General features: G+C 56.2%; 10 protein-coding genes. 6 read left to right on the top strand and 4 right to left on the bottom strand.

The genetic code is table 11. From position 1 onward, the window contains the following. Nucleotides 1-203: 203 nt before the first annotated feature. The 5 genes from U4Y91_RS27970 to U4Y91_RS27950 all read left to right on the top strand — a co-directional run bounded on the left by U4Y91_RS27970 (nucleotide 204) and on the right by U4Y91_RS27950 (nucleotide 6,084). Entirely contained in the window at nucleotides 204-407 is a 204-nt protein-coding gene (locus U4Y91_RS27970) for a hypothetical protein (RefSeq protein ID WP_321807803.1), read from the top strand. Between the two features lie 2 nt (nucleotides 408-409). Beyond that, a complete protein-coding gene (locus U4Y91_RS27965; RefSeq protein WP_321807802.1) occupies nucleotides 410-2,092 on the top strand; it encodes a site-specific DNA-methyltransferase in 1,683 nt (560 codons plus the stop codon). Continuing rightward, entirely contained in the window at nucleotides 2,089-4,584 is a 2,496-nt protein-coding gene (locus U4Y91_RS27960; RefSeq protein WP_321807801.1) for a DEAD/DEAH box helicase, read from the top strand. The genes U4Y91_RS27965 and U4Y91_RS27960 overlap by 4 nt, the downstream gene beginning before the upstream one ends. A gap of 162 nt (nucleotides 4,585-4,746) precedes the next feature. Continuing rightward, nucleotides 4,747-5,694 carry a hypothetical protein gene (locus U4Y91_RS27955; RefSeq protein WP_321807800.1) on the top strand — a complete coding sequence of 316 codons (948 nt, stop codon included), beginning with the start codon at nucleotides 4,747-4,749 and terminating at the stop codon, nucleotides 5,692-5,694. Between the two features lie 87 nt (nucleotides 5,695-5,781). Continuing rightward, nucleotides 5,782-6,084: an H-NS histone family protein gene (locus U4Y91_RS27950; protein WP_321807799.1), complete on the top strand. Its 303-nt coding sequence runs from the start codon at nucleotides 5,782-5,784 to the stop codon at nucleotides 6,082-6,084. A 68-nt stretch (nucleotides 6,085-6,152) separates the two neighbouring features. Here U4Y91_RS27950 and U4Y91_RS27945 read toward each other — a convergent pair whose 3' ends face one another. From U4Y91_RS27945 to U4Y91_RS27935, 3 genes are read right to left on the bottom strand one after another with little or no spacing between them, the layout of a single operon-like run. Next, on the bottom strand, nucleotides 6,153-7,145 hold the full coding sequence (locus U4Y91_RS27945) for a PoNe immunity protein domain-containing protein (protein ID WP_321807798.1): 993 nt from the start codon (nucleotides 7,143-7,145) through the stop codon (nucleotides 6,153-6,155). After that, on the bottom strand, nucleotides 7,142-8,674 hold the full coding sequence (locus U4Y91_RS27940) for a hypothetical protein (RefSeq protein ID WP_321807797.1): 1,533 nt from the start codon (nucleotides 8,672-8,674) through the stop codon (nucleotides 7,142-7,144). The genes U4Y91_RS27945 and U4Y91_RS27940 overlap by 4 nt, the downstream gene beginning before the upstream one ends. Next, the gene (locus U4Y91_RS27935) at nucleotides 8,671-11,493 is read right to left on the bottom strand and encodes a type VI secretion system tip protein VgrG (RefSeq protein ID WP_321807796.1); all 2,823 of its coding nucleotides are present in this window, start codon (nucleotides 11,491-11,493) and stop codon (nucleotides 8,671-8,673) included. Before U4Y91_RS27935 ends, U4Y91_RS27940 begins: the two co-directional genes overlap by 4 nt. 499 nt (nucleotides 11,494-11,992) lie before the next feature. Here U4Y91_RS27935 and U4Y91_RS27930 point away from each other — a divergent pair, with 499 nt between their 5' ends. Continuing rightward, nucleotides 11,993-13,396 carry a hypothetical protein gene (locus tag U4Y91_RS27930; RefSeq protein ID WP_321807795.1) on the top strand — a complete coding sequence of 468 codons (1,404 nt, stop codon included), beginning with the start codon at nucleotides 11,993-11,995 and terminating at the stop codon, nucleotides 13,394-13,396. Between the two features lie 96 nt (nucleotides 13,397-13,492). Here the strand turns inward: U4Y91_RS27930 and U4Y91_RS27925 are convergent, their stop codons facing one another. After that, nucleotides 13,493-17,191, bottom strand: coding sequence for an SIR2 family protein (locus U4Y91_RS27925; RefSeq protein ID WP_321807872.1), 3,699 nt, complete (start codon nucleotides 17,189-17,191; stop codon nucleotides 13,493-13,495). Nucleotides 17,192-17,551: the final 360 nt, after the last annotated feature.

Genomic DNA, 17,551 nt, shown 5'->3' with positions numbered 1-17,551 from the left:
TTGACGGCCACCACCGTAGCCCGTCTGAGGGTCGGGTAGCGGCTCACAGCATAGCAAGTTCGCATCGCGTTTAGGATTTCTCACCCTAAAGACATCCGAGCAAGAGGCTGGTGACTTGCTCGCGCTCGCCGACCGAGCCGCAACGCTAGCGCGTCAGCACTGTAATGCGTCATACTATACACACCTTTGACCGAGGAGTAGCCGTGCAAGACAGCAAACGAATACCGGTCAGCTTTCGAGTGACGCCAGCGTTCAAGCGCTGCTTAGAGCTTGCTGCGCTGGCTGAGCGACGCTCCCAGACCAACATGATTGAGAAACTGGTCTTTGACTATTGCAGGAGCAGAGGTATCGACGTCGACGTGGAGTCGACTCAGACCTTACATGTCTCCGAGACAAGGAAAATTTGAGCTTGGAGTACGAGAACCTTACCAAACAGGCGCTCATTGCCATTTTGAAGCGCCGCGACGCGCAGGCACGATATGGCTTGCATTGGGAACGCTCTGACATCGAAGCCGACAAGGCGCTGAACCGAGACTTTGTTGGCTTAGAATTCGACGCGTCCCTTTCGTGTGGAGCAGGACCTCATCGCAACTTCATCATAGAAGGTGACAACTACGATGCGCTCCGGCACCTTGCGACCACACACGCCGGCGCGTTCCATCTCATCTACATCGACGTGCCGTATAACACGGGCCGGCGCGATTTCGTCTATAACGACCACTACTTCGACACCACGAATAGATATCGCCATTCAACGTGGCTTGAGTTTATGTATCAGCGACTTGTGCTTGCAAAGTCGTTGCTGCGAGAAGGTGGAGCAATATTCATTTCCATCGACGATAACGAGCTCTTCAACCTTGGGTTGCTCATGAACCAAGTGTTTGGAGAGAGGCGCTTTGTCGCAAACTGCATTTGGCAAAAGCGTTATTCTCGTGAAAATCGCGAGGCTATAGGCGACGCACACGAGTATCTTCTCGTCTATGCGCCTAATCCGGATAAATTTAAGCAGCGTCGAGGCCGCATTCCTCTAACGGAGGTTCAGGCGAAGGTCTATAAGAATCCTGAAAATCCAAGCGAGACGGACCCGACTAAACGTTGGCGCGGCATCCCAATGACTGCCCAAGGATTTCGACCAAACCAAATGTACGCGATTACGAGCCCCACCGGGAAGGTACATACCCCTCCTGAAGGTCGGTGCTGGTCCATGGTCGAGCCTGAATTTCTGAAGCTTCAAGAGCAGGGGCGAGTCTACTGGGGAAAGGATGGCAACGCCCAGCCGAGCATCATCCGGTATCTCTCCGAGGTTGAAGGCGCGGTCCCTTGGACCTGGTGGCCACACGAGGAGGTCGGCCATACAGACGAGGCGCGAAAGGAGATTCAAGCAATCTTCGGCACGCAGACTGCCTTTGACACCCCCAAGCCCGTCCGACTCATGGAGCGCGTGTTGCAAATTGGCGCCCCAGAGAAAGATGCACTAATCCTCGATTTTTTTGCTGGCTCTGGCACCACTGCGCAAGCTGTGCTCAAGATGAATAAAGAAGATGGGGGGGCACGGCGATTCGTGCTCGTCTCAAGCCGAGAAGCAACAGACGAAGACCCGGACAAGAATCTCTGCCGCGACGTCTGCGCGAAAAGAGTTCGTGACGTGATTGAAGGTTATCGGTCTACGCGCACTGGCGAAGTGCCAGGCCTCGGGGGAGAATTCGCATACCTACGCGCGAAGCCGGTCGCCATGCACCGACTCGAAGAGCACCTGACCGATGAGATGGTATGGAACTTCGCGCTAATGGCATGCGACCATCCGGTCACTGCACTGGAGCTGCCATTAGCAATTTCGGTGAATGGCAGCCATCTAGTCGCATATTGCGCGAACACCCGTCACTCAACGTTGGACAGACTCGCCGTCCAATTGGACGCCTTCGAAGGAAAGGTTGTCGTGTTGACGTGGGCTCCGCAAGCGGTGACAAGTGCTTTGGGTGACCTCGCCGACCAGATAAGTATCGTGTCCATACCTGGCGACTTGCGACGAATTTTTAAGCAAGGAAACGCACGCGTAACTGAATTCAGTGAAGAACTAGAGGTGCCGGAATGAGCCGAATCAACCCAATGCCGTTTCAGAAACAACATATTAGGGCGTTGCTTAGCCGGTTCCGCGCACTGAAGTCTCGCTATGATGCGCTCGGTAAAGATGCATCTGAGGTCGAGCTGAACAGGCTCCGTCGTGCAGACGCCTGCGTATTGCTTCAAGCCCCGACCGGGATTGGCAAAACGCTCATTGCTTGCGAACTGCTCAGCCAATTCTCAGCCGAAGAAAGAGTTCTGTGGCTTTGGTTTGCTCCTTTCGCTGGGGTCATCGGCCAAGCCAAGACTGCGTTGACCAGCCAAGCGCCGAATCTAACTCAACTTGATATCGAGTCAGGCCGGCGCGCGGAGAATCTGTTGCCCGGTGCCACTTTTGTGCTGACATGGCAAACGGTTGCCGCTCGAAGCAAGGATTCCCGTCTGGCTCGGCAAAATGGTGAGGCCGGGCTGGCCATCGACGACCTTCTCGCACAGGCTCGTCACGAAGACTTTCGAATCGGCGTCGTTGTCGACGAAGCTCATCATGGATTTGTTCGAGCATCGGAAGCCAGCAAATTTTTTGCGAACGTAGTGCAACCCGACTTCGTGCTGATGATGACTGCGACGCCTCGTGATGCGGACGCTGAGAAATTCTCGCAGCAAACGGGGTATCGCATCGGCGGCCCTTCCGAATGGGCATCCATCACGCGCAAGGAAGGAGTCGATGCTCAATTGCTGAAACAGAGCGTCAAAGCGGCACGTTTCATCGCCAAGAATCATGATGATGCTCAGTTGCTGGCCTTCGAGGAAGTGGCGCTGTCTGAATGCGCAACGATGCACCGACGAATCAAGGAAACATTGGCCGACAGCGGAATAGGGCTGACACCACTCATGCTTGTCCAAGTTCCCAACGGCGGACAAGCTCTACAAAAGGCGCGTGAATATCTAACGGGGCCTCTAAAGTTTGCTGACGAAGCGGTTCGGGTGCATACAGCCGATGAGCCGGACCCCAGTCTGGCGGCGCTGGCCGATGACCCGCAGGTCGAAGTCATCATCTTCAAGATGGCGATAGCAACTGGCTTTGATGCGCCTCGCGCCTTTACGCTGGCAGCGTTGCGTGGAAATCGCGACATCGATTTCGGCATCCAAGTTGTTGGACGCATTATGCGTGTGCACAGACTGCTGCAAGGAAAACTCGCGTCCGTTCCGCCTATCTTAAATTACGGTTATGTGTTTCTAGCAAATAGTGAAGCACAGGAGGGGCTGGTCGGTGCGGCAGCAAGAATCAATCAGATGCCTCAGCAGCTTGCTTCGGCAAGCCCATCGACTGTCGTGACCGTCCTTGCTGGTAGTGCGACAGTCCAAGTCGTTCATCCAGGTGAATCACTGTCGCTCTTGCACGACGAGAGCAGTACCGCCCCCGAAGGCTTGGAGCCCTCTGAAGATGAGGGTGTCGATGACGTTCCTTTGTCAGCACTGACAGGAACTCAAGCAGCGTTGTTTGAAACTTTGGCTCCGGATGGCCGCGATGTATCGCAAAAACTCGTGCACGGCTTTGCGGAAACGTCTCCGTTAACGCACGCGTTCGAGTTAGAAGCGCAATCGGGCGGCCAGCGATATTCGCTCAAGGAAGGCATGCCGTCGACTCTGGTGACAGAAAAATTGCCAGCGGCTCCGGACGACGTAGAAGAACGCCTCGTCGCTCATATCGATTTCAGCAAGATGCTGGGTGACCGATATAAAGTTCGGTCTCGTGTGACCGAACGAGTGGAAGACGTGTTTTCCAAAGCCACTCCAGAAGACCACGATGTCTGGGCCAACGTGTCACCGGCCGCAATTGCGGAACGCGCGCGCCAAATCGCATTCGAGTTTGACGAACTCGACCGACGGCAGCTGTTGCTTGCGTTGAAGGAACGCTTCAAAAGCGCGCTCCAAGACGAGGGACATGAGCTTCCGGACTCGGAGGAGCAACTTACTCGCCAACTGGAATTGGTGCTCGTGCGCAATGAAGGCCTGATTCGTCAAGCGTACAAGCGCGTACGGGCAGAAAATGTCGAAGCAGTAAGCGTACAACTTCCATCTGCAATAGAAAGCCTCACCCCTCTGCTGCCGGCAAAGCGCAACATCTATGGCGTTTTCCCTGACAGTTTGTCGCCTCAGGAACTAGAATTCGCGGAGTACATCGACTCGGCGAAAGAGGTCGTATGGTGGCATCGCAATCCTGTTCATAAACCAGAGTCAGTCAGCTTATACCAATGGTCCGGCGGCATTGGCTTCTTCCCTGACTTCGTAATTGGCATAGCTGGTCGCTCTGAAGGGGGCGGAGTTGCTCTGCTGGAACTAAAAGGACCGCAACTTCAGCAGTACGATAGGGCTAAGGCGGCTGCATGCCACATCACGTACGGCCGGGTCTTCATGGTCGGAAAGGAAGGACGCGACGGTGGATTCCGCCTTTGGCGCCTCGTCGATGACCGCCTAGTTGATGACGGACCATTTGAGACGCACAGATTGCGGTATTCGTAATCTGTTTCGCCTGCCCCTAGAATCGGGGCAGGCGAAACAGTGGCGTATATTCCTGTAGAGTTAGAGTCACACAATCGCGACCGATGTTTTTCTTTCTCGGCCTTGTGACACGCCTTTATAATTTTTGCCGGCCAAAATTTCTACAACCGAGAGGGACGGCACGTGAAGCAAAAGAACGAGAGCCTCAAAAGTAGCGGCATGTTCACCCGACTGTGGGAAGACACCATCATTCTCGCACTGCGAGATTTGCAGTGGCATAAAGCTGTCAAGAACGGGCCGTTCAAGCCGCCCAAGGCATTGTTGAAGCTGGATGGGAATGCCGAAACCGCGCTCGGGGATGCAATCACCTCGGCGGACGACCGCTTCTTCCTCTTCGAGTTCAAGAGCGACGCACACGAAGGTGGCTCGGAGTTCAAGAAGCCACTTGTGCATGTCATGAAGGCCGTCGCCAGGCTGTCTAGCGACAACCCAGAGAGAACATTGTTCGAACAAGACTCACGTGCCGCGCATCACTTCGTTTTCCCGGAATACAGCTCGGACGATATCCCCTCGGACCGAGAGGTGACAACTCGGAAGGCAATTGTCGCCACGGACGGCTACTATGACGTCGCTGTTGCAATGACAGGTAACAAGTGCCATCTGAGCAATAAGGCCGACATCGTCAGCATGCTGTATCCTGCGAAAAAGCACGGTGCGACCTTTGGCCTGCCACTCGCCAACATGGCGGCATACCTCTCTTACTTGGTGCAGCGCTACTCCGAGTGGGAGAAATCCGAAGCTGAAGGCAAAAAACCAGAGTCGGAAGCGAAGGATGTCGAAGTGCCGATGAAAGCGCTCGTATGGAGCGACGCCGGATTCTTCTGGCCCTGCGGGGACATGTCCAATCTGCAGCACGTTGCTCAGGTGCTACGCGGTTACCATCACACCGTGGACCTTCACAGCGCCCTAGTACAGAGTGGCTATCCGAATCCGCTTTCCCGTCTCGACTTTTCCAAGTCGGGTGCTGTCAGCACTCCGAACAGCGATTCGGCTCCGGGCGCTCCCGGCAATACTGACACCGTCGACGGTGCGACCACAACACCGAAAAACAAAATGAGACATTCCGGTTAGTCTGGTCCGTCCTGAGGCATACTTCCTTCGAGCAACAACTGGATTGCTCGAATATGCAAATTTTTCGAAAAACAGGAGGATTGGAGCGTGGCAGAAAGCTATAAAGCACTGAAGGCGCAACTTGACACGCTTCAGGAACGCACTGAAGCAGCGCGCATCGCGGAACTTGAAGCAGTTATTGCCCAGATTCGCGAGCTCGTCGCTCAGTACGGCATCACCGACGACCAGATTTTTGGTCGCAAGCGAGCCAAGAAGGCCACAAAGCCGGCAGCGGCTGCTGAGCCGAAGTACCAGAACCCGAAGACCGGCGAGACGTGGTCAGGTCGCGGCCGCGCCCCGCAGTGGATTCGCGACGCAAAGAATCGCGACCGTTTCCTCATCGCAAAGTAAGGCGACAAGTTGGACAAAACCGCACGCATGGCCATTCATGCGTGCGGCTTGGAAAGTTCGCCTATACGTCAGGCCTTGCGTTCAAACTCCCAGAACGCAGGTTGGGAACGGTATGCACCTGACCGGTCCGGAGCGAACACTTCCGGCATGCGCTCACCCTGCTGTACCAACACTCCTGGAACGTGATGTCCCTGCGCTTTCCAGATGCCGGTCTCTGGGCAGACTTGTCCAGTGCGTACCGGTTGCGGACCGGCAGGTGCTGGCGTGGATTTTGGAAGTTCTTCAAAGGTCCTGGCGAAGTCCACCAAATCCTTCGGATAGACAGCCTGTTCCCGAAGCGGTGTATCGTCGAGTCCGCGAAGGTAGGCTACCGCGGCGGCTTCCACTGCCCAATAACCGAAATAGCCGCCGCCGCGCTCGGATAGGTCGAGATGGGAGTCATGCCAACCCACGCTCTTCATGGATGCATACCAGTTGTCAAGGTACGCGTTTAGGTAAGCCACGCTTTCATCATCGCCATCAACGTAGATACTGTTGATGCAATCGCGGTACGACTCGTGATACCACTGGTCGACGTCAACCCGTCCCTCCAAAGCGTACGCAAGGAGGTCCTCATACAGGGTGTCCTGACCGCGGTAGTACGAGTCTTCGAGAGCTGCGATGCGCGGTAGCAGGTCACGGCGATGCAATAGGTGAGAAAGCCCGATGAGCTGCATCGTCCGCTCGTAATCGGACAACTCAGTAAGAAGCAGCGCCGGCCATTGCGGGTCGTTGCGCGCGACCCGTTGACGTGCTGTGTAGTCTTCGTACGACGTCACCACATCATCCAACTCGTCCCGCATCGACGTGAGCGGTTCGCCGGCCGTGTATTTGAGCATCATTAGCTCAAAGCGGGAGGCAGCACGCAGCCACGCAGCCGTTGCGTGCTTCACTGCCTCGGTACCATTCGCAGGCAACGTGTGTGTCCATTTTTCGATGGACTGGACCTGAAAGGCTGACAGCCAGTCGAAATACTGCTTGCTGATGAAGCGTTGTCGTTTTCGCGTCGAAAAATCATTCATTCTGTGGCCTGTCCTGCCTTAGCTAGGCGCGATTCCTTTCGTTTTACCGCTTCCTCAACTTCCGCTTCACGATAGTGGTGTGTGAGCGGGACATCGTGGTCGCCATGGTCATGTTCCTTGCCGGTCAACAACGCCACCTCGTGCGCAGCTGCACAAGGAAGGTAGAACGGAACATACACGATATGCCGAGAGTACCCGTGCTCTATGATTTCCATTTGCATACGACTTCCAACCGCATCCTTCAGATTCTGAGTAATCCAGTCGGTGCTCATCTGAACAATCTTAGGCGTTTTTCGTTTTGCTGGAGTTCCGGAAGAAGTGGCCGCGGGAGTAGCGGGTGGGGCTCCGCTTGTCTTGGCAGGGGCGCGACTTCCCTTGACTTTTCCACCGGAAACTGGAGTCGGAGACGGCGCGCCGGCTGTCTCGACGGGTGGTTCAAGCAACTCATCCCCACGTGGTCGCACTTCATCGACTATTCGTTCCGCTGTACCAAGCTTTGGCGTCATGTTGCGTTTGCCATTCGCCGCTTTGGTAGGCTGGTCTACTTTCGAAGACTTGGCTTCGACGATGGCAAATCGCTTTCCTTCATTGTTTGAGGGTGTTGCCCTCCATGCACCATCGATTCCTTGTCCTTTGGCTTTTGGCGCAAAAAGCTTGGCGAGCTTGCCATGGTCATTGAGCTTGCCTGGTACGTCGGCGCCTGGTTCACGCGACCAGCGCCCCAGGTATCCTTGGTCGTGGGCTTCCCACCCGCTACCCCATTTGAGCTTCTCATAGCAGTAGTAGTCGGTAATGTGCTCACCGAGTAGGCCCGTGATGCTGTTGGTGATTTCCGTCACCGCCAGTTTGGCATTCACGACGCCCGTGGACGGCGCGGAGGTCGACCGGTTGTGGCCCTGTTCCGCCTCAACACCAACCTTCCCTGGCTTCTCGGTCTCTTTACGCAGCGAGACCGAACCCTCTGCCGACGAGTTGGGCTGCCTCTTCTTCCAGTGCATGAGCTTGCGCTCGACGAACTGAGTGAGCCAGTACGGCAGATTGGTCTCGACAAAGACGAGTGCCTGGGCGAAAGTGGTCTGCGCGGCGGGCGGCATCTCCCGATATAGCCACGACTTCTCGATGTGCTCGCGGGACTCCGTCAGTAGCTTCTTCAGTCCGGAGGCATCGAACAGCTTGGCGACCAGTTCTTCGGGGCTCGTTGGACAGTGCGCGCGCTGAAGCACAAGCCGGAGGATATCGAACAGCAGCGGACCGTAGATTTCGGACTTGTGGTTAACGAGCCGAAACGTGCGCTTGACGCCTGCGCCGACCACAGGCACCCAGCCCACGACCGCGAACACCAGGTCAATGCCCGTTTCGATTCGGGTCATCTCGTCGGGAGCGCTTCGCGCGTTCCACACATTCCAGACGCTCTCGCTGGTGTCGTAAATATTCTGCGCTACGTAAAACAGAGGGAACGCATTGGCGGCCATTTGCAGGCCAATCTGCTCGACCGCGTCCTCAATCGCTTGTTGGTCCGTGTTGTTCATTGCAAGTCGGGGCGGCCAGAGAATTGATTGAACAGGCTGGCAAGGTCTTCGTGGGTGATGCCTTCATGGCCACCCGCGTGCAGCTCTTTTAGGACGTCGTTTGGTTCGAGCGCTTTTGCTGTCGGCAAGGGCTGCTGAACGAACGGGCGCGTGTCTTCACCGAAAAAGGCCTTCGCCGTGCCGTCGGGAACGTCACGTAGCACCGCGTGTCCATTTGCATCCAGCTTGCCAGTAAGCGTTGTCCCATTGTCAAAGACGACCTTGTAGGGCGCATTGGGTACGGCCTTCAGATTGTCGTCCGTCAGGTTCAGCTCAAGCTTGTTGTGCAGGTCGCCCTTGGGCAGGGCCGGCAAGTCGTAGGGCGCGCTCGTGGGACCGGCGAACGCATGCTGCGCCCCCTTGATGTCAATCTTGCCTGGGGCATGAATCTCGATATTGCCGCCGTGAATTCGGATGTACGCGCCACCAGATGTCAGCAGGACACCCTGGCTTGCCGCGACTTCAACCTTGTCTGTCGCCGACAGCACCTTGACCGTCTTCTGCGCGGTCACTTCGATGTTGTCCGACTGCGCCTGGATTTCCACCTTGCCCTTCGCGGCGAAGAGCTTCATCCCTGCGTTCTGGACGAACAGGCTGATGCGCTCGGCGACACTCGCGAGCAGCGATTTTCCAGTCGCGATGTGGACGCTCTGGCCGCTGACCACGTTCACGTGTTCGTCCGCGCCCACGTGCACCGACTGTTGCGTCGACAGTGCAATGCCCGCCGGGCTCGCGACCAGAAGAATAGGTTTTTTGAACGCGTTGGCCGAGCCTGTTCCGCCTCCCGCCGTGCGGCCTCCGTTCCCCTGTCCTTGCCCCTGAACGCCGTCAGTCGTGGCGTCCGTGAGAGCCTTGAGCGAGTCGCGGCCTGCTTTGAGGCTCTCGGCCTGGTGTTGGGTGCTCGCGTCAGAAAGCGACTCGACCAAGTTGTGTGCGCCGGCGAGTTGCTGCTGCGCCTGCTGGACCTCGAGCTGTTGGGGCGCGGCGCCCGAGCCAGGGTGCGTCGTGAGGAATAGCCCCCGGTTGGCGCGAATGGCGCCGTAGGCGTCCGTGCGCAGGTCAAAGCCGCTCCCCAGATAGCTGCCGCGCGTGTTGCCATTCTGGGCGATGAGGTACCCCAGGTGAAGCATGGAGCTGCTCTGCGACGAGAAGAGCTGCAAGCGGTTCTGGCCCGTCGCGTCGTCCATCACGAGCTGGTTGTAGCCAACTCCACCGTACTCCTTCGAACTGAAGCCCGACAGGATGCCGTTTGTGTGCCAGCGAGGCTGTGTCGCCCCGTTGTACACGCGGCCAGTTGCAATGGGTCGGTCACAATCACCTCCGACCCAGTCGATGGTGACCTCTTCCCCCACCCGCGGTACATGCACGCTGCCATAGCCGCTTCCGGTGTCGGAAAACGCGACGCGCACCCAACATGTCGCTCCAACGCCTTCACGCCGGTCCCAGTGCATACGCACCAGAATACGGTTCAGCGCATCGGTGTACACCTCTTCGTTGCCGGGACCGACCACCGTGGCCGTCTGCAGGTGCATGACAGGTTTGATGTGGTCGAACTGGCTGCGGTACGGCACTCTGCGACGCTGGGCCTCCACCTCAACCAGAAAGAAGCCTTCGCTGCCGAGGCCATCCTTGAGGGTGAACGCCGATTCGGATTGCTCGTATGCTTCGCGGACTTCGGCGAGACGCTCGTCGAGGCTGTGCGGATACGGCCGATTTTCGCCTACCGGGAGATTGTTCCGGATGTACCAGTTGGCCTCGATAATTGCAAACTCGCGGTCGTCGGCGGAGTCCCGGTCATGCTCAGGATGGTCCGCGAGGGCGAACCAGTGACCCACGTCGACGCTGGGCAGGCTGCCCACGCCGTAGAAGCGCTTGGCGCGCGATTCCCATTCCTCGAGCCTGAGCTTGGTCAGCTGGTCGCCGCGGTCATCCTCCAGGTAGGAGTAGGGCCCCGTGTACTCATAGACCTCAGCCTGCTGTGGCAGGTCCCCCTGGTTCGCGATGGTAGGGAACGACTTTTCCTTACGCACGTCGGGATTCTTATAGTCGAACGTACTGGTCGAATACGAGGTGCTCTGTAAGGTCCGCGTGCCTGACCAGTGCACGAGGGCATCTGGCTGGCGGGTTACGCCGGCACGATAGAACTCCACACGTTGCGGAGTGAGCGACGGAAGCGAGTACAGGTCATCCGTGATAACAAGGGTGTGCGACTTGCCGTCATCAGCGTGCTCGAAATAGTAGAACCAGCCTTCCGACTCCATCAGCCGGTGCACGAAGTTCCAGTCGTCTTCGTACTGGACACAGAATGAGCGCGCGGGCGAGGGCTTCTGCACATCGATGCGATAGGCACCTACCGCCTGCGGATGTCCCTGAAAGACTGTTTCGAGGATGGTCTCGACGGTCTGGTCCTGGAAGATGCGAGCGTCCTTGCGGAACTTCAGGAAATAGAGCCACGACGAGAAAGTCAGCTGCAAACTCACCAGTCGCCCGTCGGCGCCCAAGCGTTTTGCCGTATGCACGTAGCCGTGCCTCGGCCAGTAGGTCTTGTCGGCCTGCTGAGTCCAAAGTGTGACAGGCTGCGCAATGAGCGACTTCAGCTCGATTGAATCCTGCAGCGAAACAACATCGACGACAATCTCAAAATTGCCACCCAGGCGAGCAGTACCCGCCACGATATGTGGCAGCAGTACATTCCGTCCGGCCGGGGTATCCAATTTCACAATCCGGTCGGACTGGAGTACTTCGGCATTCATCAACGCGATAAGGTCCTGCGCTCCCATTTGATTTTCCTTGTGCCGGCCTCTCTCACGGCCGAGCAAAATCATACGGGGGAAACCCTGTGTAGACAATAAGCGGGCGGGACTTATGGCCGACGTACGCCGACGTGCCCTCAGTGCTCTTCCATTAGACTTGGGAGAGGCATAATTCCCGCATGTTTCATAGATTTACTTCAAAAAAATGGATAATCGGCGTGCGGTCTCTTGATGACGTGCCTCCTCAATCAAGAAGGCTGAGCCACCGACACTGTCTAAAAAGGAAATACCTCGCGGTGAGACTATCGCCCGACTCCGTGGCGACGGGTTCGCAGCGGTCATCGCAAACGCCATGTACGAAGCGGCCACCATCCTGGCTCAACGTATCATCGAGCAGCTGTCTAAGCCCTAAGGGGGCGCTGGATGCGAGGGGGCTTGCTTCGCCCAGCTTCAATCCACGGTCACAATCAAGTTTTACCTGATGCGACCGATAAGCAATGAATAGCAAAAAAGGCGGAGGTCCCTCATGCGTTACTTCGCGGTTCTAGAGTCGTTAGATGGTGATGTCGACCAAGAACACGTGTATCTAGACTGTATTTCTCAAAAGACATTTTCAATCATGCGGCGAGTCGGAGGGCTGGCTCAATTTTCATCTGAACAGGCTGACGAGTATATGGGAGCCGTACTCCAGGTCAGGCGCGAATCATTTGCGCCGAGTCTACTGGATAGAATCAACAACGCGTCTGTACGAATTTGGTTCACGCTTACGGTTTCTGAGGTACGCGACGATGCAGCGGCGGTAGACATTCCTGCGACGTTTGTTTCCCTTGCCCCGACAGCCGCTGATGCGGAAGCCATTACTCTGTATATTTCACGACCGGAGGCACTCGACGCCGACACTCAGGCCTCGGCCGAGCGCATTTTTGACGCAACGCAGCTTGCCCCCAAGTCGTTCGAACGGTTTGCGAGGCGGCTTGAAAAATTGTTTGCAAGCGAAGGCCGACGACATGTGGTTGCCTATCACGTTGGCCAAGGCAATTGCAATGCAGTAGTCGATGAGCACGAGCATCCGGTATTGTTCTTCGACCTAGGCTGGCCCATTCAGACCAATATAGCTGGCGCGCCAAATCCGCCGCCGCAGCTTTTCGATGTGCAAAGTGATGCCGGCATAGCACCGGTTGTGCTCTCACACTGGGATTGGGACCATTGGGCATATGCGCTCGAAAGCTGGCGTTACGACAGGGCCCGAGGCGCGCCTTTCGCGACGTGGAAAAGTGCGGCGCTTCACCGCCCGTGGCTTGTACCTGCACCGGAGAAGGCAATGAAGCTTGGTCCAAGCCATTATCTTCTTATTTTGAAACTCTACCATCAGCGATGGGAGGGGCGGCGGGCACTGCATTTCTGGTCTAGGCGAAACAGCATGTGGGAAACTGGCAACCTGACGCTACTCAAGTGCTCCACCAAAAAACGAGACGTGTCCTATCGCAACAACTCCGGATTGGCGATGGTCGTTCGTATCGATGACGGTTGGAAGCGGGGGCTTGTGTTACTGCCGGGCGATTGCGAATTTGACAGCATTCAGTTTGACCGAGTTAGTTCGTGGGATTCACGTCGAATTGTCGCGATGGTCGCCAGTCATCATGGCGGGAAATTGAATGTCTTCGCCATTCCAGAGACCACCGTCTCAGACGCACGTCTCGTCATTTCGTCAGGTAAGAATAGATACGGCCATCCGAACAGCCGCATGTTAGACAATTACAGATTGCAGGGGTGGCATGACCAACAGCACACAAATTCATGGCACCATCGTCCGCCAATGTTGTCCTTAGTTCCGCGCACTGGAGCCACTCTCGTACAGCCCGTGAGCTTTGACAAGCCACGATGCGAGTGTGGAGGTATTCCCGACGCCAACATGTCTCTCGGAATCTGACCAATGTTCGCCGCATATATGAAGCGGCGAACATCACATCATCCAACCAAATCGGCGCACATACAGCACGCGCCCCTTAGTTCAATGGCGTCGCGTTCAAGAGACCACTGTAGTCGCATGCCGAGACGAGATATCGCGCAACCTCTGAAAGTTTCTTCGTTTGGTTAGACTGGGTTGAGCATTACCAATTTTCTCTAGGCATACTGCCAATTCACTGGTTGGATATGGGTTGTCCGTCACCACCTCACCTAAAAGCTCTAAAGCAGCGGCAGGACTGGTCTCACACTGACCCGAATCGGAGAGTTCCTTAACGACAAGATAGATATCGGGAAACGCTTGCAGGAACGGCTTGGATTCGCGCACCCAATTGTCCAGGTCTCCCGTGCGGATGCAAAACAGGGCGATTGCGCGAGCCTCGCCAGGCGAGCGGCAGTGTGATGACTTCGGCCACGGACCGGGATAGACACGACGAACGCGGTTCGCCAGATACTCGCGTAGAGTTTCCTTCCTATCGACGATTGCCTGCGCAAGCGTATTCGCCGCTTCAGCTAAGCCGTATGGTGGCAAGTAACCGAGTGCATTTGTAAGCCCCTCCACGTCTTGTTCATCTGCTACTTCCATGATGGTCCAAACGAGAAGAGACGCAAACTGCCCCTTGTGCTTGCCTAAAAGGACGTACTCTCCAGCCGCCGAGGTAAATAGGCCAACCATCTCACGGAATAACCTCGCGTCGATACGCGGAACCCACAGGTACCCTTCCCAACAAGCGGCAGCCACTGCGGGGGAGCAACTGAAATCAAACCGCGGCAGTAGAACCGAGCGGGTCCAATCAGGGTCAGCAAGAAACAACGAGTAAAGGTTGGCGGCGGCAACAACAAGCCCAGGCCGGTAGGCATCAAACTTGCCGGTGCATATCGTTTCAAATAGGCTGCGATACGGTTCAGCGAGGCCTCGCCCGGCTTGTGGCTTTGTTGTATACCAATGGTCGAAGATAGCCTCGACCGTCCGACCGATGGGATAATTGATGGCTTGGCCAACGACATCGTCTGTCGCATCGAGCGGCTCAGCCTTCAGCGTCTCGAGAATACGCCCGCATATGTCCAGAAAATTCCCTGCATTTTGCACAGCGATGGTTTTGGCCTGCTGTTTCAGCCACCACGGTAGCGAGTGCTGTGTTTCGGCGAAAAACGAATCCGGCGCCGTTGCAATTTGGTAGCCGAATTCCGCAATAGTGACGACAGGGTTGGCACTTTCGACGGACGAGTTCAGCGCGTCCCGCCATGCACTCCCGGGCCAACAGCCAGTACCGACGAGACGCTTTAACGCTCCGCGTGCGAGGTCCGGCTCTTCCGAGCACACGGTCAACCAGTCATCGGTTGCAATAAAACTATCCGTCCGCTCGGTTAGCGCATGAGCAAGGCCAACGACATCACGGGGCAGTATTGAAATTGTTCGCCAGTCTCCAAAACCCGAACTCATCCAGCTACGAAACTCTAAGGGTTCGCGCTCCTCTGCGAGCCATTCCGGATAAGCCGTCTCAAGTGTGCGGAGTAACGACAAGTAGGGCGAGGGAAGCGTCGCTTTCGACTCTTTCCATTTGGCAAGTCTCACCCATGTAGTCCGGTCACGAACATACTTCCAGTCAGCCCGCGAAAGGTCCACGCGATACATTTTCCGTGGCGGGCCTTTTGAAACTCTCGATAGCAAGCGCCCAGCATCAACTTGTTTGAGCTTTGGGGCGATGTGCATCATGAGCTGAATTGCCTCATGCTTGCAGTTTTCGGACCATAGCGAGTTTTTATCGACGAGGAGCTCGAGAGCTGTCTTCGTCGGAATGATTCTGTTGCTAGCAGCGCAATACATTGCCAGTCGTCTGAACACGACATAGTCAATGGAGCGCCAGCGCTCGAACTCACTCAAAGCCAGTGCTGCGTTAACTTTTGCCGTCGCGTCCCATGCATCTCTGCAAAGTTCGATGAGAATTGTCCACGCATTGTGATGTCTGTTCTGGCTATGTGGGGCAATGGACGGTTGATGCCAAACCGATAGGTCCTCTTCAGGAGAAGCCCCTTCCAGTACCACCGATAGGTCAATACAGCTCTTAAGCAACTGCGTAAAGACAGGCAAGCTCTCAACAAGAAACGAAGACCAATCCTCCCTAGTTCCGAGTCTCTCAAACGCATCGTGTGGGTGCCCTCCTTCGAGAGTCAAGCTCCATCCAACGATGTCCGACACCCGCGCCTCGCTGCCGGGAAGCGGCTCTTCTGCACTTTCCTCTCGCCACCGATAGGGCTCACGGAAGCTGACACGAGGCTCAAGCAAGCGATAAAGCAACATCTTCGCCGTGGTGCTTATAGGTCCCGGAGGCAATTGAAACGCCCATCCGTTAAATTCGCTCGAATTCTCCTCCGTCTTCACGCACCCTGCGGCGATAACTTCCCAGATGCGCCTGTAGGCACCTCCAAGCTCCGTGCCCCGCAGCTGATTTCGAACCAAGTTTTCAAACATCGGGTGCAGTCGGCCACCGCTCTTAGTCACCCAAAGAATCGTCTCGGACTTATCGAGATGTCTGCACAACCACTGAGCAAGCCATTCTGAGACTGGGTCTAATCCTGCGAGCGCAGCCAGAAATCCATCGCGTGTGACGAGATTAGTCCAGCGGGCATACGCCGGCGCGCTCGGGTGGTTGAGAAGACTGAATTTCAACTCGCCGTCACCTGGTCGCCGACTAGGCAACTGACCGCACAAAATGCCGAATTGTGGCAGGTCGGAGCGCTGAAACCGTGGCTCCGTAAACGACGCTAACCACGTGATAGGTGGTACGGACTCTGCAGTCGCGAACGCTTTGGCAATTTCGCCAGACGACTCATTCAGCGCCCAAATAAGACGGGCAGTACTTCCTGACTCATCGAGTTTGTCCGGATTTAGCCGAGCTTCGCGTAAAGCAATCCCTCTGCGCCCCTGAAGACCAGTTTGATACGTCTTCGCCCAGCTTCGAAGCGTCTCATGTAAACTCGAATGCCTGTCTCCGTCGTCGTAAACGACCGGTGTCACCCCCTTGGCTTGCCAGCTCTCTCGAGTCACCTCCTCGTCGCCAGCACCGGCCCCCGCGAACGCAAACACCTCGATGGGCTGCTCCCCAAGTAGCTCGTCCGCCGATAGCGCATCTAGCATGTACCGGAGCACAACGTCGTCGGCGCTATAACCAACGAAGCAAATGGTGTACTTTGCAAAGAGTTCGCTGACGAATCGGCTTGCCCAGCGTTCGGTGAGGTAAGCGAGACCAAAGTCACCGCTCGTCAAAACCAATCGATTTAGGTCGGTAGCTGATGGTCTCTCTGCCATCAGTCCATGAAGATAGACAACGCCGTCCCAGCGACTTTGCTTTGGCATGGGAAGGTGACGCGCAGATATGTGCCCAACTTTCCTGTCCGACTTGACGAAAAGTCGGTCAAAATTGGTTGTGACCAGACGTGTTCGGTCGCTTCTATCACGAGCCAAGGTTAGCAACGCTCGATGAGTAGCGAGAGCATGTCGCCTTCGAAGGTCTGGCTTCAAAATATCGGGAAGATGCGAACGAAGTGTCTGCCGCCCACCGGCCAAATCTCTTTCTAACAAGTTAAGCACTGCGTCATAACGCTTTTCGTTATAAGCAGCTTCTTCTGGTCCGCGCCTCGTTCGGTGAAGCCGCTCGTAGAGTTGGTCCACGAGCCATGTGAAATTCCGTAAGCCCGCAGGATATGAAATCCCGGCGCCACAGAAGAACACTACCCGCCCCTCTTCGTGCGCCCACATTAGGCGTTCAGGAATTTCCGGTCCTTTGGGTATGAAGCGCATTGTTCTTGGTCTCGTATGTTAGTCAACCGTGCTTACATATCGTATCCCAACGAGACCATGCACGCCTACCTCTCCGTCACCGCAAGCAGTATGGAAGGGCTTGGGCGTACCGGACGCACCCTGGAATCCGGGAGCCGTACAGGGGGCGGGGGTCCGAATTTCAGCGCACTACCTCGGGCAATTATGCGACATGTGAGAAACGCGCAGTTATTGCGTCACTCTCGCGTGCCTTATCCAGCTGCCTAACGAAGGCGCGGAAATGAGTCATTGTCGCGTCGCTCGCCCCTTTTGTCCCAGATTTCGGATGACAAAGACAGA

Source organism: Burkholderia sp. BCC1993 (genome assembly GCF_905339865.1).
Taxonomy (GTDB): Bacteria; Pseudomonadota; Gammaproteobacteria; order Burkholderiales; family Burkholderiaceae; genus Burkholderia.
This window is presented reverse-complemented; position numbering and strand designations above follow the sequence as displayed.